Source organism: Pedobacter sp. CG_S7, from assembly GCF_040544395.1.
Lineage (GTDB): Bacteria > Bacteroidota > Bacteroidia > Sphingobacteriales > Sphingobacteriaceae > Pedobacter.
This window is the reverse complement of record NZ_JBEONS010000003.1, coordinates 87062-108490: the sequence shown is the minus strand read 5'-3', so window position 1 is coordinate 108490 and position 21429 is coordinate 87062. Positions and strand designations below refer to the sequence as shown.

The following is a 21429-nucleotide window of genomic DNA, read 5'->3' as shown; positions in this document are numbered from 1 at the left end:
ACTCCATTAATCCCGTAAAATACGAAAAATAACCTACACCTCCACCCCTACTGGCACTTTAGCCATTTGTTTAAAAACCAGCTTATGCAATTGCTTTCCCAGTGGGTATTCCAAATATTTATAACTCATCACCCCAAAAAACGACAGCCCCAGCATTAACAACATAGGAATAACAAAGTTCCAGGAACCAAAATAAGGAGATAACCTATTGATTACAACCACGCCTACATACTGGTGAATCAAATAAATAGAATAAGAGGCAATGCCAACTTTGACCAGCACTTTATTCGCCAGAAAGGCCAGTAGTTGAGGTTTATACAAAAACAGGAGAAACAAGAGCAGCACCAAAAGCGTAAACAAGATAGGATATAACGTTTTTAAAAACACGATTTGCAGCACAACAATAGCCAAGAGCAGCAACAGCAATGGTTGATTGTACTTTTGAAAATATAATTTATTGATTACGATTCCCATCAGGAACCACAAGTGATGGTGAAAAACCAGAAAATCAGTACTTAAGGTTCTGATTTCCAGAAAGACCTTCGTTCCAATTAAAGGAGAAAAGAAATCATAGCCCATTGCAGCGTTTATAATGGCATATAAAACTGCAGAAAGTATGGCAAAGACAGCATAATTTCTTAAAAAGGATTTTGGGGAAAAGAAATAGAACAGGCCCGCTAACAAATAAAATTGCAATTCACAGGCCAGCGACCAGTAGGCACCATCTATATAGGCCAGTTTGACACCAAAAAAAGTATTTGGCAAAGCAGGAGGAATAAAAGTATTAGAAATCAGGAGGTTGGCAAAGCTTTTTGAAACAGGAAACAAGTTATTGCTATCCACAAGGCGGAGGAGAGAAAAAGTGAGCAGCGAACAGATCAACATTGCAGGAATCAGGCGCAGGAAACGCTTTTTCATAAACTCCACAAAAGAGCTGCATTTGGTTAAGGTCAGCGTAATCACAAAGCCAGAAATCACAAAAAACAATTGGACCCCTAAATAGCCTTCATTAAATAACTGAGGAGGTTTAAAAGCATATTGATAATAACTGGCGCCAAAGGCACTATAATAATGAAAGAGCATGACCATAAAAATGGCCAATACCCGCATACCGTCTAATATTTCTATTCTCTCCGTACGCTTTTTTTGCGCCATAATATTACACATTAACAGGCTGTGGACTGTTCTTTTAACACTACAATAAATGTTGACCCCTTATTCACTTCACTCTCCACGGTAATTTGTCCGCCCATTACTTCCACCTGGGTTTTGGTCATGTACAAACCAAAACCTTTCGCATTTTCATGGCTATGGAAAATCTTCCCTATTTCAAACACCTGGTCTTGGTATTTAACCAGGTCAATCCCTAAACCATTATCAGCTACCGTGAGCACCACAAAACCATTTTTTCTGGTGGTCGCCACATTAATTTCGAGCTCTCGATCTGGCGAACGGTATTTCAAGGCATTACTTAATAAATTATAAAAAATACTGGCAATATATTTCGGGGGGAAACAAACCAGCGGGGCCTCGTTAAAATCAACGTTAAGCTGTGCATTTGCCAAAAGCATTTCCATTTCCAGGCCTTCCATGGTTTTCCTCAAACAAGCTTCCAGGTCGACCATTTCCGATTTTATTTCCATGTTTTGTTTCACCTTTATGGTTTCCACAAGGTCATCAAAAGTTGTCTTTAGCCCTTCAATAACGGGTTTTAATTTCGACACCAGTTCCATTTGCTCCTGATGGTCGTTGGTATCGGTCACAAAATCTACGAGCAAAGACATGTTGTTGAGCGGGCCGCGCAAATTATGGGTAACAATATTACAGAAATCATTGAGCTGGGCATTTCTAAAAGTAAGTTGTTCGAGGAGGCTATTTTGTTCCACCTCCGATTTTTTACGGGCAGAAATATCCATGCCATAACCAATCATAAACGACAAGTCTCCAGCATCACCATAGACAGGAAAAAAATTCCTGATATTCGTCCTCAGCTTCCCCTTTTCATCAGTCACCTGGTCTTCCCAGCTAGCCACGCTATGCGTCATTTTAGCCTTCATAAATTTGGCCTTACGCAACAGGGGTACGGTATTATCGCGGTTGCGGTAAACAGCATACTCAAAATCATCCTTACCAATAATATATTCCCTAAAATGAGCATCCTTAATGGCGAAAGGATTCGCGAAAAGGTATTTTTGATCCACATCAAGAACCGCAATGTCTGTAGGAATATGATTTAAGATATTTTCGTAGAAACTTTTTTGTTTGGCCAGTTCCAATGTATTTTGCTCCCTTGCGGTAATGTCGCACAAAAAGGCAATAAATAAGTTTTCACCGTCAATAAATACCGGCGAAATACCCATGGCCACCAGCAATTCCGTATGGTCTTTTCTTTTGGCAACAAATTCGTAATTATCTTTCGTAAAGGGGCTATCCACGTTCACATCCAGGCCAAGTCTTTTATTCCAAAAAGATTGATGGTTTCGGGGGGGGATGAGCAGGTCATGAAAATACAGACCAATGGCTTGTTCGGCTTTATAGCCAAACATCACTTCCGCCCTGGGGTTCCATTGCATCACCAGGCCATCCTGGGCAATAACGAGCACAGCATCAATTGCATTTTTAAAAACCGGCGAAATCTGGTCAAGCGTCCTTTTAGATTGATAGGCCACATGCCTCATTTTAATCAACTGGAGGCGCAGCTTCAGCAAACTAATGGTTTGGAGGGCCAGCATTTCCAGGGCAGTCAATTTGGCTGGAGTTAAAAAACCCGGTTTTATATCCGCAACACTGAGGTGCCCCAGCACAATCCCGTCTTCCGCATAGAGGGGGAAAATAGTTTTATAAAGCAATCGGCCATCCCATAAAGTATCCTCTATTTGAATGGCCGATAACTCTTGTTTATCTGAAAACTGGTAAGCTTTAGCTGCGGGGGTTTCTTTGAGGTCCAATCCCACAGCCGCTTTATACCAGGTACGGTTGATGTCAAGAAAACCAATCGTTGCCATCGGGCATTCACTAACCAGTGCAGCCAGGGAAACGATATGGTCAAAATCCTTTTCAGGGGCAGTATCCAAAATTTCCAGCTGATAAAGCGCCGTAAGGCGCATGGTTTCCCAATCTGATAATGGAAATTCAATCATTGTTTTTTTATAAAAAAAGGTTAATTATTGTAAATTTAATTAAAATACTATAATTATAAGCAACTTTCTTACAAAAAATCAATAAAACCTTTACTCCACGGTCACCGATTTTGCTAGATTTCTAGGCTGATCCACGTTGCAACCCCTAAGAACGGCAATATGGTAAGCTAATAACTGCAAAGGAATAGTGGCCAAAAGCGGTAAAAAAGCTTCACTAGCATCTGGAATTTCGATACAGTAATCAGCCATTTTCTTCACCTCTGTATCCCCTTCGGTCACAATAGCAATCACCTGACCTTTACGGGCTTTCACCTCCTGAATATTACTAATCACCTTTTCATAAGAAGAATTCTTGGTCGCAATAACGACCACAGGCATTTCCTCATCAATTAAAGCAATAGGGCCATGTTTCATTTCTGCTGCCGGGTAACCCTCGGCATGGATATAAGAAATTTCTTTTAACTTTAACGCACCTTCCAGCGCCACAGGAAAACCACTTCCTCTCCCTAAAAATAAGGCATTGGTAGAATCCTTAAATTTAGCGGCAATTTCCCTGATCAGGGTATCCGATTGTAAGGCCTTTTCAATTTTTTCTGGGATACAATCCATTTCTGTTAACAATGTTACCAGCTGACTTTTGGTCATTGTTCCTTTTTGCTGGGCCATGTAAAAGGCCATCTGCGTTAAAACCGTTACCTGTGCGGTAAAAGCTTTGGTAGAAGCCACACCAATTTCTGGTCCAGCATGGGTATAAACACCAGCATGGGTAATTCTTGGAATAGAAGCACCCACTACATTACAAACGCCAAAAATGGTGGCGCCTTTTTCTTTGGCCATTTCAATAGCCGCCATGGTATCCGCAGTTTCACCCGATTGAGAGATCGCGATCACCACATCTTTTTCGGTAATAATCGGGTTGCGGTACCTAAATTCAGAAGCATATTCCACTTCCACCGGAATGCGGGCATACTCTTCTATCAAATACTCGCCCACTAAACCGGCATGCCATGAAGTTCCACAGGCCACAATAATAATGCGGTCAATATTTTTCAATTTATCAGCATACTCTTTAATACCACCCAGTTGCACCAAACCCTGGTCAGGATAAATTCTTCCGCGCATACAATCACGTATCGAGCGGGGCTGCTCATAAATTTCCTTCAGCATAAAGTGGTCATAACCCCCTTTTTCCAGCATTTCCAGTTTCAATTCCAGTTCCTGCACATAAGGCGTTTGCACCACATTATCCAGGCGTTTAATCAGCAGCTCATCCCTTTTCAAGAATGCAATTTCATTATCGTTCATGTAGATTACATTTTTGGTATACTCTACAATCGGCGTTGCATCCGAGGCAATGAAATATTCGCCATCACCAACACCAATCACCATTGGGCTTCCTTTACGGGCGGCAATCAACTGATCAGGCTGTTCCTCATCCATGATTACGATGGCATAAGCCCCGCTCACTTCGTTCAATGCCAGGCGTACAGCCTCAAAAAGATCCACATTATCGGCTTTATAAACCTCTTCAATCAGGTGGATCAAAACTTCTGTATCGGTATCACTTTTAAATTCATGACCACGACTAATTAACTCTTCCTTCAACACGGCATAATTTTCAATAATCCCATTATGGATGATTGTTAACCTGCCATTATTAGAAGTATGGGGATGGGAATTCCGATCAGAAGGCGCACCATGGGTAGCCCAGCGCGTATGCCCGATACCAATGGTACCAGAAAGATTTTTACCGGCCGAAAAATTCTCCAGTTCCTGTACTTTACCCGCTTTTTTCAATATATTAAGATGACCATCCTGGATCAGCGCAATACCTGCACTATCATAACCACGATATTCCAATCTTTTTAACCCTTTTAAAACCAAGGGCCAGGCCTCCCGGTGACCTATATAACCTACTATTCCACACATATATATTGATTTGTTAATTCCCTGTCTTTAAAGGCCTTTCCTTCATAGAAAAACCCGGGTAAATCTAAAACAAATAATTCAAAAATTAAAGCATCGCCAAAAGGAATGGATTTAAAAACCCCTTAAAACAGCATTTAAAGTAAATGTTATCAACTAGTCGCTAATAAAATTACTTTAATTATCTAATTTGTGAATTTTATAATAGATTTGTGCTTTGAAACGCTCTCATGACCACACTAGAAAAAGACTGGCTAAAAAAGCCAAAAGTCTATAAGCAATGCCCCAAATGTCAACAATATGATTTAGATACGAGGATTCCACGAGGGCTATTTGTAAAGCATTTTTTATTCTGGAAACCCTATAAGCGCTATCGTTGCAGCAATTGTGCGGCTAAGGTTTATGTTTTGAAGGAAAATAAAAGGAGCTTGTTAGTTACAGAAACAACAGAGCTATAAGCGTAAAAAAACCCGCTGTTCCCGGGAAAAGAAGGGACAGCGGGGGCACTAAAATTAAACAACAATCAACTGTCCGGCATACTCGCTGTTACTCACCACTTTCCCATCCAGGGAAACGAAGCTGAGGTAGCAATGGATGGTATCACCCACAAAGTTGGCCGGCATCTGCAGAGAGAAGCCGAGTTCAGAACGTGCAGCGGCACCTTCCAGGAATACGAACCTGTTTTTTTCAGGGTTATACACTAGCAGCGTCACTAAATCTGTGGGCAAGCTGTACTGACCTGAAGAGATACCCCAGGAGTAGTCTGCTTTGGCACCCACTAAACCCTGCACCTCAATTTGAGCTGGCATGGGACTTTTTCCCACACTGTACCTCACCTTAGCATGATCGATGAGAAAATCTGGCGACACACCAGTTACCGCATTGCGGAGGTGGTATTGCACCGCTTTGTTCATTGGCGACTGGTGCAGTTGGCGCTCCTGGTAGCCAATGCGGATCAGGTTGGAGATCCCGCTCAAATAACGGGTTATTAAACCAAACTTTTTACGCTGGTCCAGCTGTTTCACTGTAGGCGGTGTAGTTGATTTCCGCGGGATGGCGGTAATTACATTTTGTCCAGCTACAATACGACCTACTAAAGGACCAGTTTTGTTTCTAAAGCCACCGAAGGCCCCTTTGTCTTGAATACCCATTTTAATTTAATTTAAAGATTTAAAAATTTTGTGAATTTGTTAATTATAAGTCCTTCGCCGCCGGCAGCTCTAAAACTTATAATTCAAAAGTACGACAGTTAAAAAAAAAGCTTTACGCGAAAGGCGCAATTGGCGTTATGACACATTAAGAGTCATTAATAGTCACAAAAAGAAACAATAAGCCGTTTTTTAAAAAAAATATTTCAAATCATAAAAGATTATAAAACCGCTTTACACTATCATAAAGCCTATTTTACATCTTTACATTAAAAAAAAATTAATTTTATCAAATTAACTCTTTAAAAGAAATTTTGATTTAGAATAAATAACACTATATTTAAATTAATTATTCACCAATTAAACAAGCTGAAGAACAAGTTCCGTGTGGGCAGTTACCCACATGCGATGCGCCACTTGTACGGAAAGCATTAAATCACAAAAAATGATTCAAAGAATGTTCATTCACGCAAGAGACATCGCTACCCTAACGGGATTCAGTTTAAGAAAAGCCCAACGCATCGTTCAGGAGCTTCGTTATGTATTAGGGAAAGAAAAGCACCAAAGAATTACCATTAAAGATTTTGCCAAGCACATGGGCATTGAGCCAGCGGAGATTATACTCTATTAAAGGCAGCAAGAATGAAAGTAGGAAAACCGGCAAAATTTGCCGGTTTTTTTATGCGATAGAAATTTATTTCTATAGAATAAATTGCTCATCTTCATAAGTTAAAATTATTTATGGAAGAACAAGCATTTTTGGATCAGTTGCATCGGTCCAGTCCCATTTCAATGGCCTATCGCCATAAAATCTCCTCCCTGTTACAGCAGTCAGCAGTACTGGAAAGAACAAACCTTTTAGTCCCTGGCCAAAGGGCACAGAAAATGTATTATCTCATTAATGGCTATGCCAAGGCCTGCACCTATCATGCCGATGGCAGAGAAAACATTTTTCGTTTATACCAGGCAGGGCAAATTATTACAGACACGCAAAGTTTCTTTAACGAAAAGCCCTCCACTAGGGGCATCAGTACGTTAGGGCCATGCAACTTTCTGGTGCTTACTAAAAGCGCTTATCAGGAGTTAAGCCCATATCCAGAAACGGCAAAGCTAACAGCCCGCTTTTTAATAAAAGAGCAATGCCTGGCAAGCTACCGGGCTGACTTTCTCCTCCTCAGCCAGGCAGATAAAGTAGCCTATTTTTTCAAATATTACGATGCGCATTATTTTTACAACAAAGAAAGCGCATCTTTTTTGCAAATGACAGCCTCCAATTATTGCAGGCAAAAAGCACTATACAACAGCAAGAAGTAATTTCAACTTAAACTATAATAAAATAATTTATAAATAAAAATGCTTTAGAGCAATTTTTAAAAAAAATAAAGCAGGTAGTTTCGAATTAGTTAATCCACTTAGATGGCCCACGCTAATGAAGGATTAAATCACTTAAGAAGAAAGGAGCAGCTAAAAAATTAAACCTAAAAACAAAAAACCAGGAAAGGGGAAAAAAAATCCCTGATCCTGGTTTTAATGTTAGGAAAGCAATCAAGCCCTTCGGATAGACCATGCCAGGGCAACCACAATAAGAAACAAAGCCAGGGCAAAGACCCATTTAAAAGAAGGCGTTGAGGCTACCTCCTTCTGTTTGCTCTCCGATTGCAGCACCACCTTTTCCTGGCGCTTCAGTTGATGAGATGCGAGTTCCGATTGCGCCACATTCAGCACTTGCGAAAGCGCTTTTGTTTGCAGCGCATAACCGCGGAGCAAAACTTTTTCGGCCTCCCCGGCAAAACCATTTTTTGGCGAGAAACTAAATTGCCCTTTAGGCCAAATCTCGAGTGTGAACGCCATTTCGGCGCTATCCATTTCCAGCAACGCACTTTCACTTTTCATTTCATTTACCCATTGGGTTTCGTTTTTTAATACAGTACTATTTTCCATTTTTGTTTGGTTTGATAAATCATTTTTGTTTACATTATTAAAGAGGCTGCAGCCCTGCACCACCAGGAGCAAGGGCAGCCAGCAGGCGTAGGCACGGCTAGTCATGAGCAGGCCTCCATTCGGCAAATCGATGAATGGTTTTCCGTGAGCGCCATTTCCGATAAACCCCATCCCCTTCACGGCTGCCGGCCATAGTGGTATTGCCCTCCAGGGTAATGATCCAGTCGCCCTTCACTTCAGCCACAAAACCAGCATGGGCAATGCGTTTCAGTTCGGGGAAATAAATCCCAAAGACCAGACCGGGTTCAGGGGTAATTTTCAATCGGGCGGCAGGGAACAAATCCGGCGACCAGGCCGTTTTGGGTTGAGTAAAACCCGCCTGCAGGAACACCCAGGAAACGAAAGCAGCACACCATGGCGCACCCGGTTTTAGCCCCACAGCAGCGAGGTAAGCTTTGACCCTTGAGCCATCATTTCGGCCAGTGGCCTCCCTTACGCCGAGTTCGCCGGCAGCAATCGCGATTACCCCAACAGGGGCCGGCCTTAGCAAATTGCTGCTAAGCACAGGGTGCTTACCAACAACAGCAAAGCAAATGATAACCAGTAAAAACTTAACTGCTGCCATAACTCCAAAGTTTTAAATTGTAAAACCATCACACTCAACTGGGGTAAGCCCAGGAATACCCAAAACCTGTTCAAGAGCCACCAGCATAAAGCAGCCACCATTAAAAAGGCAATTAAGGCCAGCAAAATGAGCAGCCAAATGGCCGGATCGACCCCACCAGCCGTAGGGTCAAAATGACGAATAAAGCCCGGCATAAAGAGCCACAGCAATAACAAGGAACCAAAAACCAGGTAACCGGCATTGGAATAATTTTTTTCCGCTAAATCTAAGCGCATCGTTGTTTCCATCTTTATTTATTTATTAGGTTAATAGTTAGAAAGCGATACACAAATCGTTTTCTCTTTAACAAATATAATTTACACGCAACAAAGCCGTTACGTAATATACGTTTTAGACGGAAATCAGCATTTTTTTCTTTGAATAGACTAATATTTCACTTATATTTAGCAAAATATCTAACTAATAAATTCAATTATAACCAAATACAACAAATTTCACGTAAAAAGTCTAAAAGTTTAAAGCAGGAGAACAAATGAAAAACGTAGGAAAGAACATCAGAAGATTGCGCCAAAAGAAAGGCTGGACATTAGTACAAATTGCAGAGATGGTGAAAATATCCGTACCTGCATTTTCAAAAATCGAAACCGGGCCAACTGACATCAACATGTCGAGGTTAAAACAACTGGCAAACATTTTTGGCGTACACGTTATGGAAATCCTTTATGAAGAAGGAAAGAACCCACAAAACGCACTGGTAGAAATAGCAAATGGCTTACGGAGAGAACTTGAGGTTCAGGATGCCACAGTAAACATGCTACAGAAGAAACTCATAGAGCTATACGGCGAAGTGAGACCATTAACTATTGTTAATTAAAAAACAGCTACCCAATACCTCCTGTTAAATTGCATAAGGGCAAACAAAGTACAGTTTGCCCGGTCATTTAACAGGATTTTTATTACCCCAACATTCCGCCAGGGCTTCCAGCCCATCGCTTCAAAGTTGTGAAACCATGATGTAAATTACTCAACACTTTCACACTTTAAGTACAAATTAAATATTTATAAAAATATTTACCTTAAAATACAATGTAATTGCTTATTTTTAATAATATGAATTACATAGGAAAAAATATTAGGAGATTACGTCAAAACAAAGGCTGGAGCCAAAGTCAGGTGGCCGCCCAACTGAAAATTTCCGTACCGGCATTTTCAAAGATAGAGACGGGCATAACAGATATCAACATATCGAGGCTGATACAAATTGCAGCCTTGTTTAATGTACCTACAACGGGGATCCTTGCAGAAGATACCGGCAGTCCAGATATCGCAAAAACAAATGAGTTAAATGACATAAAGGCGAAACTGCATGACAGGGACGAAGAGGTGAACGAGCTGCAAAAGCGGCTCATCAACATGTATGAAGAAATCAGGAAACGCTAATTCAGCGTTTCCTGATTTTATTACCATCAATACCCGGTATCGGTTGCCAATTGTGCCACAAGCTATCAGCGGCTTGCGGTACAGGCACCTGTTCGCTCACCTGCTGGCCGGGCATCAATCCGATGAGTTTCACTGGATGAAGCTGTTTGTTATTCAGACTAATAGGTTCAAACAAACCATTTCCAAAAAATTCCATGGAGCAAGCGGCGATAAACAGACAATCGGGAGGGAGGTTTTCTACAAAGACCCACTCCGTTGCCGGCACGGCATCCCTATCCACTGGAATATTCAATTCCGCAGTACCACAATACTGGTAGCGGTTTTCCTTGAAATTAATAGCGGCAAGCAATACCCGAAAGGTACAGCCCGTAGCCAGGCCAGGAAAAACAATAGCCTTTTTGACCTCAAAAGGAGCTATACTAATTTTAAATCCAGCCAAAGAATTCTGCTCCATGCGGAGGTTAGCCTTGCACCTATCAGCGAAGGGCGAGTGCACATTGAACTCAAAACCTTCCAACAACCCCAGCTGCCCATCTTCGAGGTCCCGAAAACCCGCCGGAAGTGTAATGTTCGAGCGAACCACAGCAGCCACGGCGGTAGTGAGCCGGTTCACCATTGCCTTATCCTGCAGGCCCTTGATTAAGGGAGACAAAACCAGCCTTAAAATCTTCGCGCGGTTACTGCCCAAACTAAAATCATTCTGACTCGCTTTGGTAGATTCGGTCTGTTTGACCGTTCTTGCAGCGGGCTTCGACTGGACGATCGTTTTTCCGTTAACTATCCTATAGGTTAAACCCCCTATATTCCCTTTAAATTTTCCTTCATTATCACTGATTGCCATATCATTAAGAGATTACTATTTTAATTAAAATTAATTATATAAATTATGAAAAGCAAATTAAAAATCATGATCAGAAATAGTGAGTCAACAGTGAGTCAAGGGTGAGTCAACAGTGAGTCAAGGTATTGCCGAAGAAACCCTTGACTCACCCCTGACCGAATGTGGAAACAAGGCTGACTCATTTAATCGGCAAGCGGTAAATTCATCACGTTAACCACCCGGTCGAGCGCTTCATATTTCGAATTTTTACTTTTAAACTCGGGTACTATTAATTTCATCTGCCTAACCACCTGTTGATCGTGGTTGCAAACCGCCATTGCCACCAGTTCATGAACCTGTTTTTGCACTTCCCTGAACACATATTCGCGAACCTTGCCGATCATAATTTTCTCATGGTGGGTAGGCAGCGTATTCTCCTGGTCGTTTAGCAGCTCTTCATATAACTTCTCGCCGGGCCTTAAGCCAGAATATTCGATTTTAATATCCTGGTTGGGAATTAAATCAGCGAGGCGGATCATTTTTTTGGCGAGGTCGACGATTTTCACGGATTTACCCATGTCAAAAATAAATATCTCCCCACCATTACCCATGTAAGCGGCTTCGAGCACGAGGCGACAAGCTTCGGGGATGGTCATAAAAAACCTGGTAATTTCAGGATGCGTTACGGTAACGGGGCCTCCCCTTTCAATCTGTTGTTTAAAACGCGGGATCACAGAGCCGTTAGAGCCGAGCACATTGCCGAAGCGTGTGGTCATAAACCTGGTGAGCGGCCATACCATGGAATTATTGAGTGATTGCACATAAATTTCCGCGATCCTTTTAGAAGCCCCCATAATATTGGTGGGGTTAACCGCTTTGTCGGTCGAAATCATGACAAACTTTTGTACGCCATGTTTAACCGACAGGTCAGCGATGGTTTTAGTGCCCAATACATTAGTTTTGACCGCTTCTGCGGGGTTGTCTTCCATCATGGGCACATGTTTATATGCAGCAGCATGATACACGTATTGGGGCTTAAAGGTTTTGAAAAGGTATTCCATTCTTTGCAGGTCTTTAACATCCCCAACAAAGGCGTGGCATACTTTTTTTTGGTGCATCTCTTCCACTTCCAGGAATAAGTTATGCAGCGCCGTCTCGCTCTGATCGCACATAATGATCAGGCCAGTTTCAAATTTGAGGAGCTGTCTAACAATTTCGCTGCCTATAGAACCTGCGGCACCAGTAATAAGGATTCTCTTACCTTCCAATTCGTTTTGAATTCCGTCGGTATTGATGCTGATGGCTTCGCGGTTCAGGAGGTCTTCGATCTTCATGTTTTGAATTTGGGCAGGGCTCACCTTTCCCCTTGCCCAGGCGCCCTGAGGAGGCACATTTAAAATCCTGACGTGATTGGCCAGGCAAATGTCGACCACTTTAATTTTCCGTTCAGCAGGGATGGTATAGCTGGCAAAAATCAATTCATCGAGTGCATGCTTCTGGATCAGGTGGGCAATATCTGCGGCATTGAAGATCATGACCCCTTCGAAAGACTTCCCTACCTTGCGCAGGTCATCATCCACAAAGGCAATAATGTTTTTATTGATTTTCTGGTCATGGTCTAAAGTTCTTTTGGTGGCCAAGCCAGCCTCTCCCGCACCATAGATAATGACCCTTACTTTATCGAGGCTGGCATTTTTGATGTACATAAAAAAATACTTGACAAAAATACGGTAGCTGATCAGGAACAGAAAGGTAAACAAGGAATAGATGATGATGACCACATTAGCTGTAATTGGCCGGGGGTAAAAAACGAGCAACGTGGCATTTGCAAAAAAGAGCAGTGTGGAGCTGGCGATGACAGAAGTTAAAATGCGAAAAGAATCCTGGGCAGAGGTAAAACGGACAATACCAGCATAGGTTTTCAGGTTCACAAAAACCAGGGTATTGATCAGCGCCAGCAGCAGGATTGCCTTTAATAAGTTAAGGATAGGAATATCGCTGATCACAAAATTCACTTTCAATATATTGCCCAAAAAGAGTGCAAAAATGCTTAAGCCTAAATCTATGGTAAAAATAACCCAGCGGGGCATAATAGCTATTTTCGCGAACATTGTACTTCGTTTAATTTTATTTCAAATTTAATACATCTGCATTAAATCATTAAATAATTAGGTACACAAGTCAATACACAAGAAAATACACAAGTATTATACAACATGAGGCCAGGAAAGTGCCGGAACTACAAACAGCGCATAAAAAAGCCTGCCTCCTGTAATAGGAGGCAGGCTAGTAATTTATTTAATTTATGATTTAGTCGATAGTTTTACAAAGCTCAATCAATAAAGCCCTGTTTGTTTCACGAGCAGTACCCAAATCAAAATCTTCACCCACAGTGATCGACATATCCTGAGCAGTAATCGTGCGTTTATTGATCACCTTAGTTTCATTTTTCCATGAACCTCTGAAGTCGTAAGTAACACCGACTTTTAATAAAGTAGTTTTGATTAGTCCTTTTTCAGCAGTACCCAATAAACGGAACTCCGTATTAGCCGCACCAGTAGGTTTGTAGAACAAATCGAAGTTAGGCACAATAATAGAACCTTTACCCGGACAAACCACATTCAATACCAACGTAATATTCTGCACTTGAACAGCAGGAGCAGTCAAATTAATGGTGAGGGCAGCACCCGCACAAGGATTAGTTATTGCACCCTGCGCTAAAACATTACCTGTATAATCTTTCACTCTATATCTTACTGCAATAGCAGGAAGATTAGCAAAGCGATTAACAAGTCCATTTTCAACCAATACGGTGGTAGAACCAATTACCTTTAAACCATCAGCAGTTAATACTTCAACAATCACTGGTTGTTTTGCATCATTTAACCATGGGGCAATATAAGTAACAGGAGCCTTTATACAAGCAGTGGTAGCAAACACATCACCAACCACAAATATAGTTAAGTGATTTATTGGGAAAGTGATGGCCAATTTACTTTTTGAATCAATGGCAGCCGTGCCCATCACTTCAAATTTGAACTGACCGGTAGACACATCATAACTGTAAACCGGTAATTGATCACCAACTTTAACCACAGCACCAGTAGCCGAAGGCCTGAAGGTAGGATCTAATTGTACACTTATATTGATAGGTGTATTAAAGTTTCTAACCTCTTTACTATCCACAAACATTTTAACACTTGTAAAACCTGCAGGAATAAAGAAAGCAGAACCCGTAGTACCGGTAGCACCCACCACACTAGGGGCACTTAAACTTGCCCCAGGAAATAAATCGATGGTAGCAGGATCTTTAGCCTCATAATTCACCACATTCACTATAAGCTTAGAACCAGCGATTACTGCACCCGTAGCATCTTTCATTTGAGTACCAGCAGGAACCGTAACGGTAGCTGTTTCGCCAACATTACCTGTAGGAGTAGCCACAACTGTAGGCGCCACAGTGGTACCACTAACAATTGTAGTGGTACTTGCTGCCACAGCAGTAACTGCTGTAGGGATAGCCACTTTTAACATGGTTACCTCAATAATTTGGCTGAACTGTTTAACCACAATGGTAACGGGGATATTTTTATCATCGTAACCGGGACCACTAATGAGCACATTGAAGCTCAAAGATTTCGCTGCAGTAGGAATTGCCTTAGGCGTAACGCCTAAAGTAATGACACCACCATTAGCATAAACTTTTTTGGTACCAGAGAAATCGTAGATACTCGCTGCATCCGCACCAGCAATAGCAACTGTTAAGTTATTCGGTAAAACACTACCGCTAGCATCCTTAAGAATAAGGGTTGCTTTGTATTCGATGACATCAGCATCAAACAATACATTCAGCTCATAAGCCGGGTTTCTGCAACTGTTAAAAAGAAAGGCTGCAAAAAACAAGAAGCTATATAATTTAAAATATGTTTTCATAAGTATAAATATTTTAGTAAAGTATTAGTTAAGGGCAAAATTTAAATTAATTTGAACAACTGGCATAAAAGTATAGTTGGACATATTTTTTCTAAACTGCGCTTCGTTACTTTGGTTTCTAACCAGAAATTTAGTACCCGTAAGGCTTACATCAGGCTCGCCCATATAGTAAGCGCCAATAGCAAAACCAATATTGAACTTTTTGGTAGGATAAGGATTTTCAAAACCAATACCCAGGTAAGGCGCTACTTTGTTCCATTTCACAGAACCCATTAGCTGACCAAGATCGGCACTAGGAATTTCGATATCGCCATAGTTATAAACACCACGGTAAGTAACCACTGCATCACCTTGCGCTTTCCAGAAGTAAGCCGCACCAGCAGTAACGATCACTTTACGTGAAAAAGAAGTTTCGTTGATAAATGGATGCCAATCTAGCATTAAATGTGCGTTGGCGAAATCAGCATTCAAATCAAGATCAGTAGGTTCGCTGCGTACGTTATATACAGCGTTCCACTTTATAGGCAAAATACTTGCACCCACACGAATGTTGTATTTAGCTATAGGAGCATATTTTAACTCCAGACCTAAACCCTGAGTGGCCGCATGAGCAGAGATAAAAAATTTATTGCGCAACTGCTTGTCGAGTGCAGTGTTGGTAGTTTGAGCATTGACCTGTGCGCCGAGCAACAAGAGAAAGCTTAGGACTAAAAAAGTAAATCTTCTTTTCATAGTTAATTATTATATTATATATTTATCAATAGGTATATTATATTTTCTTCATTCAGATCTATTAAAAACGCCTAAAAGGGATATTTACGATTTCCACGCCGCTAAGGTAATAATAAACACGTAATTACACATATTTTATTTGTGAACTTTACAATAATAATTTGGCTTTTAATTTAACCATACGGAGTCAGGGTTTCGCTAAAATTACCAGGTAGTTAATACAGTGGTTTTGAGGCGATGAGGTCAAATTCTTCGAATTTTGAGTTTTTGCTGATAAATTCAGGCACCATGGCCTTCATTTGGATCACCACCTTGCGGTTGTCGTTGATACCGGCATGCTCCAAAAGACAGGAGATCTGCTGGTTTACGGCATCCAACACATACACCCTCACTTTTCCGATCATAATTTTCTCATGATGGGTAGGCATTACATTTTCATTATCGTTTAACAACTCCTCATACAGCTTTTCGCCAGGTCTTAAGCCGGTGAACTGTATAGCGATGTCCTCATCAGGAATTAAGCCTGCCAGGCGGATCATTTTCTTGGCTAGTTCCACAATTTTAACCGATTTACCCATGTCGAAGACGAAAATTTCGCCCCCTTTGCCCATGCAACCTGCTTCGAGCACCAAACGGCAAGCCTCTGGGATGGTCATAAAGTACCTTGTAATTTCAGGATGTGTTACGGTAAGAGGCCCACCCTTTTCAATTTGCTGCTTAAAGCGGGGTATAACAGAACCATTAGAGCCCAAAACATTTCCAAAACGGGTGGTAATAAACTTAGTTGCACCGTTATGGGCATTGTTTAAAGACTGCACATAGATTTCCGCAATTCTCTTTGAAGCACCCATAATATTTGTAGGGTTTACGGCCTTATCTGTAGAGATCATCACAAATTTGACTACCCCATGTTTCACAGCCATGTCGGCAATCGTTTTGGTACCCAAAACATTGGTTTTTATAGCCTCTGCAGGGTTATCTTCCATCATTGGCACATGTTTATAAGCTGCGGCATGGTATACATAGTGTGGCTTAAACATTTCAAACAGAAAAGCCATTCTTTGCTCATCCTTCACATCGCCTATAAAAGCATGGAATTTAGAATTTTGATGGGTTTCTTCCATTTCCAGGAATAAATTATGGAGGGCCGTTTCACTTTGGTCGCACATGATGATCATGCCGGTTTCAAATTTCATCAGCTGGCGTACAATTTCACTGCCAATAGAACCTGCCGCACCGGTAATTAAAATGATTTTATCTTTTAATTCCTTTTGGATCCCATTGGTATTAATTTCTATTGGTTTACGGTTTAACAAATCCTCTATGTTGAGGGGAGGAATCTGGGCAACGCTCACCCTGCCTTTGGACCAAACATCAGGAGGAGGGATATTTAAGATATTGACTTTATGTTCCAGACAGATGTCTACAATTTGATTTTTTCTATCTGAGGGGATGGTATAACTGGCAAAAATGATCTCATCGAGTTCATGCTTAACAATCAATGCTTCTAGCTTGGCCGCATTCATGATTTTTACGCCCTGTATGGTTTTACCCACTTTTCTCAGGTCATCATCTACAAAAGCGATGATGTGCTTATTGATTTTATTATCGTGGTCAAAAGTACGTTTAGTGGCTAAGCCTGCTTCCCCTGCCCCATAAATGATGATCCTAATTTTATTCAGACCTGTATTTTTGACGTACATGAAAAAATACTTCACAAAAATCCGGTAAATAATTAAAAAGAGGAATGAAATTAAGGAGTAAATAATGATGGTGACGTTAGAGATAAACATAGGACCATCAAAAGCTAAGACAAAAGTATTAGCGAAAAAGAGGAAGAAAGAACTAGATAAAATAGAGAATAAAATGCGGAAAGTATCTTGTGCAGAGGTAAAGCGAACAATACCTGAATAAGTTTTCAGCGCATAAAAAACAAGGGTGTTGATGATTACAACGGCAATGATTGACTTATATAAAGCCAGGACGTTAATTTCTGTGAGGTTAAGGTTAAATTTCAACAATTTTGCCAGGAGGAGGGCAAAAACAGTTAAGGAGATGTCGATGGTAAAGATTACCCAACGGGGAACAATTTCAAGTTTTGAGAACATTGGAATATAAATAAGTGGGAAAAAGATTAAACTAATTCGGCCAGATCATTGATCGATTTAGTGGTATTGGCAAAAGTATTTTTAATGATCGTACATACCCTCTTTATTTCTTCTTTCTTTAAATTAGAACCAGAAGGCAGGCATAAACCATTGTTGAATAAGTTTTCGGAAGTGCCGTCGCCATAGAAAGGACTTTTATCAAATACCGGCTGTAAATGCATTGGCTTCCATAATGGCCGGCATTCAATGTTTTCTACCAATAAAGCACAGATCACATCCTCTTTGGTTACGCCATTAGCGAATACTGGATCAATTAAAATGGTACTCAACCAGCGGTTAGAAAAATAGCCTTTAGGCTCTGCCAGCAAAGTGATCCCTTCAATAGGAGCAAATTCTTTTTTATAAGTTTCAAAATTTTGGCGGCGCAATTCCACATGTGCATCTAAAACTTCCATTTGACCACGACCAATACCTGCAGCAATATTACTCATTCTATAATTGTAACCAATTTGGCTATGCTGGTAATGTGGTGCTTCATCACGTGCCTGAGTGGCTAAAAACCTGGCTTGGGTAATGTATTCGTTGTTGTTACTCAACAATGCTCCACCACCAGAAGTAGTAATTATTTTATTACCATTGAAAGAAAGGACGCCCATGTTACCATAGCTCCCCATGGCTTTTCCATTTATTTTTGAACCCAATGCTTCTGCAGCATCTTCAATAACAGGAATACCGTAGATGTTAGCCACGGCCATGATTTTATCCATTTGTGCGGGCATGCCATATAAATGGACGGGGATAATGGCTTTGGGCTTTTTACCTTTGGCAATGCGATCCTGTATTGCTGAGTTCAGCAGTTTTGGGCACATGTTCCAGGTTTCTTTTTCGCTGTCTACAAAAACCGGGGTAGCACCTAAATAAGTAATGGGGTTAGCACTGGCCGAGAAGGTCATGGTTTGACAAATTACTTCGTCGCCACGTTTTACACCCAGCATAATCAAGGCTAAATGGATGGCAGCGGTACCAGAACTTAAGGCTGCTGCATGTTTTGTTTTGGTGTAGGTTGCCAGATCGAGTTCAAAGTTGTCTACATGTGGACCTAATGGAGCGATCCAGTTAGTCTCAAAGGCTTCGTTTACGAATTTCTGTTCAGTGCCACCCATGTGGGGCGAAGAGAGCCAAATTTTATTTTTCATTATTTATAATTTTGGAATTATATTTTATAACCGAAGCTGGGTTGCCAACCACAACAGCATAATCAGGCACATCCCTGATGACCACTGCGCCAGCACCCACTGTTGACCATTTACCAATGTTGACCCCTTGGATGACACAAGCCCCTACACCAATATGCGTGCCCTCTGCTACCTTCACATTTCCAGCCAAGGCAACCTGAGGAGAAATGTGGACAAAATCACCAATTTGGCAATCATGATCTACAGAAGCATTGCTATTGATAATGACATGATTGCCTATTTTACAATCAACATTGATGGTTGCATTTGGCATAATTACCGTTCCTTTTCCCAGGATAACTGAAGGAGATATGGAACTACCTGGATGTACCGCCACCTTAAGTGTTGGTTCAAGTTGTTCGGCAATTTGTTTCCTGATTTTATTATTGCCGATAGCAATAATGTAGGAATTTACATGCTGCTGCTTAAAAGCAGCTATATTACCAGAAATTTCTAGACCCTGGAAGTTTTTTAACTCTTGATTGTCATCCCAAACACCCAAAATAACTTCACTATTTATTTTAAGGATTTCTATAATAACTTTAGCATGACCGCTCGCTCCTATTATATGCATTTAGTTCCCTGTAAATTTCTCCATTGTAACTGATGTATCTGAAGAAATTCCTTCCTTTACAATAACCTTCTTAATAGTTAACAATATGATTTTCAAATCTAACCAAAAATTAAGGTTGTTTACATAAAAAACGTCAAGTTTAAATTTTTGTTGCCAGGAAATTGCATTTCGACCATTTATTTGAGCCCAACCAGTGATGCCAGGGCGGACATCGTGACGCTCAAATTGTTCTTTAGAATATAATGGCAAGTACTCCGGCAATAATGGCCTCGGGCCGATTAAACTCATGTTGCCTATGATTACATTGAGGAGTTGTGGAATTTCATCCAAAGAGGATTTACGTACAAAAGCACCTATGGAAGTTAAACGTTCTGCATCTGGAAGTAGTTCTCCATTGACGCCTTTACGATCATTCATGGTTTTAAACTTAATGATTCTGAAAAGCTTACCATTTTTACCTGGGCGCGTTTGGAAAAAGAAGGGTTTACCTTGATTGGCAAAAAATAATCCCACCATTAATATTAAAAATAAAGGGCTTAAAAATAAAAAACCAAATAAGGAGACAATAAAATCAAGATAACGTTTAAAATAAGCTTTATACATTTGAAATTTTATTCATTATGATTTGATAGGTGTGTTTGACACAATAATTGTCTAACAAAAATTGATAAGAATTTATTCCCATATTTATCCTGTTGGCTGGACTGATTATAAGTTGCTGAAGTTTTTGATTGAAATCATCAAGGTTTCCACTTTCCACCCATAAGCCTAACTCATTTTCTTCTAAAATTTTCCCAACATCAGTATTTTTGTCGGTCGCAGCTAAAATTGGCATTCTGGCTTCCATATAGGAAAGTATACGAGAAGGAAAATTAGGAATAGTGAACCGCTTATCCAAAAATATTAATCCAATATCACAAGCCAGCAAAAGCTCATTATATTCTTTTTTAGGCAAGCTTTTTAAGAGAAACGCGTTTTTTATTTCAAAAGCTTTTAATGCTTTCTCTATAAGATGGTATTCTGTTCCACCACCAACTATTACAAAAAAAACATTCGAGTTTCCCTTATTCGATAAGAGGACATCTACCAAAAAATCTATTCCTTGAGGCTTACCTAAATTACCACCATAAATAAAAACGGTATGATCAACAGGAATATTAAATTTTGTTCTAATATTTATCTTTTCCTCAATCTTTAGCGGTTTTAAAAAAGGTTCAATGCTATTTGGATTGACTTCAATTTTATTAGCATCTAAACTTGGATTGTTTTTTATTAAAAAAGAAACATTAGCTGGAGACATACATCCAATAAAATCGGAAATGTCATAAAGTACTTTCTCCTTCTTATTGAAAAATCTATGTAAAAAACCTCCGTATTTCAACATTCCCAAATCCACTGCATTTTGAGGAAAAATGTCCTTTAATAAAAGATATGACAATGCGCCATCTCTCTTTTTTATAAACTTAATTACCTTTGAAAAAGTTATTGGCGGTGTAGTATATAAAATCAAATCAAACTTTATCTTATCGAATTCGCTTTTAATTTCCCTTAAGAATTTGCCTTCAATTGTTAAGGTTGCAATCCCTTTTTCAATAATATTTGTTTTTTGAATATTGAGTGTCTTAACTTTTAATATCTGTATGTGTTCATTATCTATTAACCCAACTTCTTCATTATAACGGCGTTCAGAAGGTGTAACAACATAAACTTTATGGCCTTCATTCTTAAACTTGCGCATAAGATCTGTGTATATGCCATTTGCATTAATATCTGAGAAACGGGTAATAGTTAAAAAAAGAATGTTCAT

The 21429-nt window shown here is 40.2% G+C and carries 20 protein-coding genes; 4 read left to right on the top strand and 16 right to left on the bottom strand.

What is annotated here, in order from left to right; all coding sequences use genetic code 11:
- Positions 1-33: 33 nt before the first annotated feature.
- From AAKU52_RS03410 to AAKU52_RS03395, 4 genes are all read right to left on the bottom strand, one after another.
- Positions 34-1155 carry an acyltransferase family protein gene (locus AAKU52_RS03410; RefSeq protein WP_354330246.1) on the bottom strand — a complete coding sequence of 374 codons (1122 nt, stop codon included), beginning with the start codon at positions 1153-1155 and terminating at the stop codon, positions 34-36.
- A gap of 11 nt (positions 1156-1166) precedes the next feature.
- A complete protein-coding gene (locus AAKU52_RS03405; RefSeq protein ID WP_354330244.1) occupies positions 1167-3140 on the bottom strand; it encodes a sensor histidine kinase in 1974 nt (657 codons plus the stop codon).
- A 90-nt stretch (positions 3141-3230) separates the two neighbouring features.
- Positions 3231-5069: a glutamine--fructose-6-phosphate transaminase (isomerizing) gene (gene glmS / locus AAKU52_RS03400; RefSeq protein ID WP_354330242.1), complete on the bottom strand. Its 1839-nt coding sequence runs from the start codon at positions 5067-5069 to the stop codon at positions 3231-3233.
- Positions 5070-5578: 509 nt separating this feature from the next.
- Entirely contained in the window at positions 5579-6217 is a 639-nt protein-coding gene (locus AAKU52_RS03395) for a DUF6266 family protein (RefSeq protein WP_354330238.1), read from the bottom strand.
- A gap of 442 nt (positions 6218-6659) precedes the next feature.
- Here AAKU52_RS03395 and AAKU52_RS03390 point away from each other — a divergent pair, with 442 nt between their 5' ends.
- Together AAKU52_RS03390 and AAKU52_RS03385 are read left to right on the top strand one after the other, a co-directional pair.
- On the top strand, positions 6660-6845 hold the full coding sequence (locus AAKU52_RS03390) for a hypothetical protein (protein WP_354330236.1): 186 nt from the start codon (positions 6660-6662) through the stop codon (positions 6843-6845).
- Positions 6846-6955: 110 nt separating this feature from the next.
- Positions 6956-7528 (top strand): Crp/Fnr family transcriptional regulator, encoded by a 573-nt coding sequence (locus AAKU52_RS03385; protein WP_354330234.1) that lies wholly within the window; start codon positions 6956-6958, stop codon positions 7526-7528.
- A 231-nt stretch (positions 7529-7759) separates the two neighbouring features.
- Here the strand turns inward: AAKU52_RS03385 and AAKU52_RS03380 are convergent, their stop codons facing one another.
- From AAKU52_RS03380 to AAKU52_RS03370, 3 genes are read right to left on the bottom strand one after another with little or no spacing between them, the layout of a single operon-like run.
- A complete protein-coding gene (locus AAKU52_RS03380) occupies positions 7760-8260 on the bottom strand; it encodes a hypothetical protein (protein WP_354330232.1) in 501 nt (166 codons plus the stop codon).
- Complete coding sequence (locus AAKU52_RS03375) at positions 8253-8780, bottom strand: C40 family peptidase (RefSeq protein ID WP_354330230.1); 528 nt, start codon at positions 8778-8780, stop codon at positions 8253-8255. Before AAKU52_RS03375 ends, AAKU52_RS03380 begins: the two co-directional genes overlap by 8 nt.
- Entirely contained in the window at positions 8699-9067 is a 369-nt protein-coding gene (locus tag AAKU52_RS03370; protein ID WP_354330228.1) for a hypothetical protein, read from the bottom strand. Before AAKU52_RS03370 ends, AAKU52_RS03375 begins: the two co-directional genes overlap by 82 nt.
- Positions 9068-9312: 245 nt before the next feature.
- On the opposite strand from AAKU52_RS03370, the gene AAKU52_RS03365 reads away from it, so the two are divergent.
- A complete protein-coding gene (locus AAKU52_RS03365; RefSeq protein ID WP_354330226.1) occupies positions 9313-9654 on the top strand; it encodes a helix-turn-helix domain-containing protein in 342 nt (113 codons plus the stop codon).
- Positions 9655-9890: 236 nt separating this feature from the next.
- On the top strand, positions 9891-10220 hold the full coding sequence (locus AAKU52_RS03360) for a helix-turn-helix domain-containing protein (RefSeq protein WP_354330223.1): 330 nt from the start codon (positions 9891-9893) through the stop codon (positions 10218-10220).
- A gap of 1 nt (position 10221) precedes the next feature.
- Here AAKU52_RS03360 and AAKU52_RS03355 read toward each other — a convergent pair whose 3' ends face one another.
- The 9 genes from AAKU52_RS03355 to AAKU52_RS03315 form a co-directional block, all read right to left on the bottom strand.
- On the bottom strand, positions 10222-11061 hold the full coding sequence (locus tag AAKU52_RS03355; protein ID WP_354330221.1) for a hypothetical protein: 840 nt from the start codon (positions 11059-11061) through the stop codon (positions 10222-10224).
- Between the two features lie 182 nt (positions 11062-11243).
- Complete coding sequence (locus AAKU52_RS03350) at positions 11244-13151, bottom strand: polysaccharide biosynthesis protein (RefSeq protein WP_354330219.1); 1908 nt, start codon at positions 13149-13151, stop codon at positions 11244-11246.
- A gap of 199 nt (positions 13152-13350) precedes the next feature.
- Positions 13351-14973 (bottom strand): hypothetical protein, encoded by a 1623-nt coding sequence (locus tag AAKU52_RS03345; RefSeq protein ID WP_354330217.1) that lies wholly within the window; start codon positions 14971-14973, stop codon positions 13351-13353.
- Positions 14974-14997: 24 nt separating this feature from the next.
- The gene (locus AAKU52_RS03340) at positions 14998-15705 is read right to left on the bottom strand and encodes a hypothetical protein (protein WP_354330215.1); all 708 of its coding nucleotides are present in this window, start codon (positions 15703-15705) and stop codon (positions 14998-15000) included.
- A gap of 215 nt (positions 15706-15920) precedes the next feature.
- Positions 15921-17813: a polysaccharide biosynthesis protein gene (locus tag AAKU52_RS03335; protein ID WP_354330213.1), complete on the bottom strand. Its 1893-nt coding sequence runs from the start codon at positions 17811-17813 to the stop codon at positions 15921-15923.
- A 26-nt stretch (positions 17814-17839) separates the two neighbouring features.
- Positions 17840-19009: a DegT/DnrJ/EryC1/StrS family aminotransferase gene (locus AAKU52_RS03330; protein WP_354330211.1), complete on the bottom strand. Its 1170-nt coding sequence runs from the start codon at positions 19007-19009 to the stop codon at positions 17840-17842.
- Positions 18999-19622: an acetyltransferase gene (locus AAKU52_RS03325; protein WP_354330209.1), complete on the bottom strand. Its 624-nt coding sequence runs from the start codon at positions 19620-19622 to the stop codon at positions 18999-19001. The genes AAKU52_RS03330 and AAKU52_RS03325 overlap by 11 nt, the downstream gene beginning before the upstream one ends.
- Positions 19623-20225 (bottom strand): sugar transferase, encoded by a 603-nt coding sequence (locus tag AAKU52_RS03320; RefSeq protein WP_354330207.1) that lies wholly within the window; start codon positions 20223-20225, stop codon positions 19623-19625.
- On the bottom strand, positions 20218-21429 hold the full coding sequence (locus tag AAKU52_RS03315; RefSeq protein ID WP_354330205.1) for a glycosyltransferase family 4 protein: 1212 nt from the start codon (positions 21427-21429) through the stop codon (positions 20218-20220). The genes AAKU52_RS03320 and AAKU52_RS03315 overlap by 8 nt, the downstream gene beginning before the upstream one ends.

What these genes read in the sequence shown, in the direction of transcription:
- AAKU52_RS03385 (WP_354330234.1), top strand. Translation starts at nt 6,956, where the DNA reads ATGGAAGAACAAGCATTTTTGGATCAGTTGCATCGGTCCAGTCCCATT.
- AAKU52_RS03355 (WP_354330221.1), bottom strand. Translation starts at nt 11,061, where the DNA reads ATGGCAATCAGTGATAATGAAGGAAAATTTAAAGGGAATATAGGGGGT.
- AAKU52_RS03405 (WP_354330244.1), bottom strand. Translation starts at nt 3,140, where the DNA reads ATGATTGAATTTCCATTATCAGATTGGGAAACCATGCGCCTTACGGCG.
- AAKU52_RS03395 (WP_354330238.1), bottom strand. Translation starts at nt 6,217, where the DNA reads ATGGGTATTCAAGACAAAGGGGCCTTCGGTGGCTTTAGAAACAAAACT.
- AAKU52_RS03335 (WP_354330213.1), bottom strand. Translation starts at nt 17,813, where the DNA reads ATGTTCTCAAAACTTGAAATTGTTCCCCGTTGGGTAATCTTTACCATC.
- AAKU52_RS03390 (WP_354330236.1), top strand. Translation starts at nt 6,660, where the DNA reads ATGATTCAAAGAATGTTCATTCACGCAAGAGACATCGCTACCCTAACG.
- AAKU52_RS03360 (WP_354330223.1), top strand. Translation starts at nt 9,891, where the DNA reads ATGAATTACATAGGAAAAAATATTAGGAGATTACGTCAAAACAAAGGC.
- AAKU52_RS03365 (WP_354330226.1), top strand. Translation starts at nt 9,313, where the DNA reads ATGAAAAACGTAGGAAAGAACATCAGAAGATTGCGCCAAAAGAAAGGC.
- glmS (WP_354330242.1), bottom strand. Translation starts at nt 5,069, where the DNA reads ATGTGTGGAATAGTAGGTTATATAGGTCACCGGGAGGCCTGGCCCTTG.
- AAKU52_RS03315 (WP_354330205.1), bottom strand. Translation starts at nt 21,429, where the DNA reads ATGAACATTCTTTTTTTAACTATTACCCGTTTCTCAGATATTAATGCA.
- AAKU52_RS03370 (WP_354330228.1), bottom strand. Translation starts at nt 9,067, where the DNA reads ATGGAAACAACGATGCGCTTAGATTTAGCGGAAAAAAATTATTCCAAT.
- AAKU52_RS03320 (WP_354330207.1), bottom strand. Translation starts at nt 20,225, where the DNA reads ATGTATAAAGCTTATTTTAAACGTTATCTTGATTTTATTGTCTCCTTA.
- AAKU52_RS03350 (WP_354330219.1), bottom strand. Translation starts at nt 13,151, where the DNA reads ATGTTCGCGAAAATAGCTATTATGCCCCGCTGGGTTATTTTTACCATA.
- AAKU52_RS03330 (WP_354330211.1), bottom strand. Translation starts at nt 19,009, where the DNA reads ATGAAAAATAAAATTTGGCTCTCTTCGCCCCACATGGGTGGCACTGAA.
- AAKU52_RS03410 (WP_354330246.1), bottom strand. Translation starts at nt 1,155, where the DNA reads ATGGCGCAAAAAAAGCGTACGGAGAGAATAGAAATATTAGACGGTATG.
- AAKU52_RS03325 (WP_354330209.1), bottom strand. Translation starts at nt 19,622, where the DNA reads ATGCATATAATAGGAGCGAGCGGTCATGCTAAAGTTATTATAGAAATC.
- AAKU52_RS03375 (WP_354330230.1), bottom strand. Translation starts at nt 8,780, where the DNA reads ATGGCAGCAGTTAAGTTTTTACTGGTTATCATTTGCTTTGCTGTTGTT.
- AAKU52_RS03345 (WP_354330217.1), bottom strand. Translation starts at nt 14,973, where the DNA reads ATGAAAACATATTTTAAATTATATAGCTTCTTGTTTTTTGCAGCCTTT.
- AAKU52_RS03340 (WP_354330215.1), bottom strand. Translation starts at nt 15,705, where the DNA reads ATGAAAAGAAGATTTACTTTTTTAGTCCTAAGCTTTCTCTTGTTGCTC.
- AAKU52_RS03380 (WP_354330232.1), bottom strand. Translation starts at nt 8,260, where the DNA reads ATGACTAGCCGTGCCTACGCCTGCTGGCTGCCCTTGCTCCTGGTGGTG.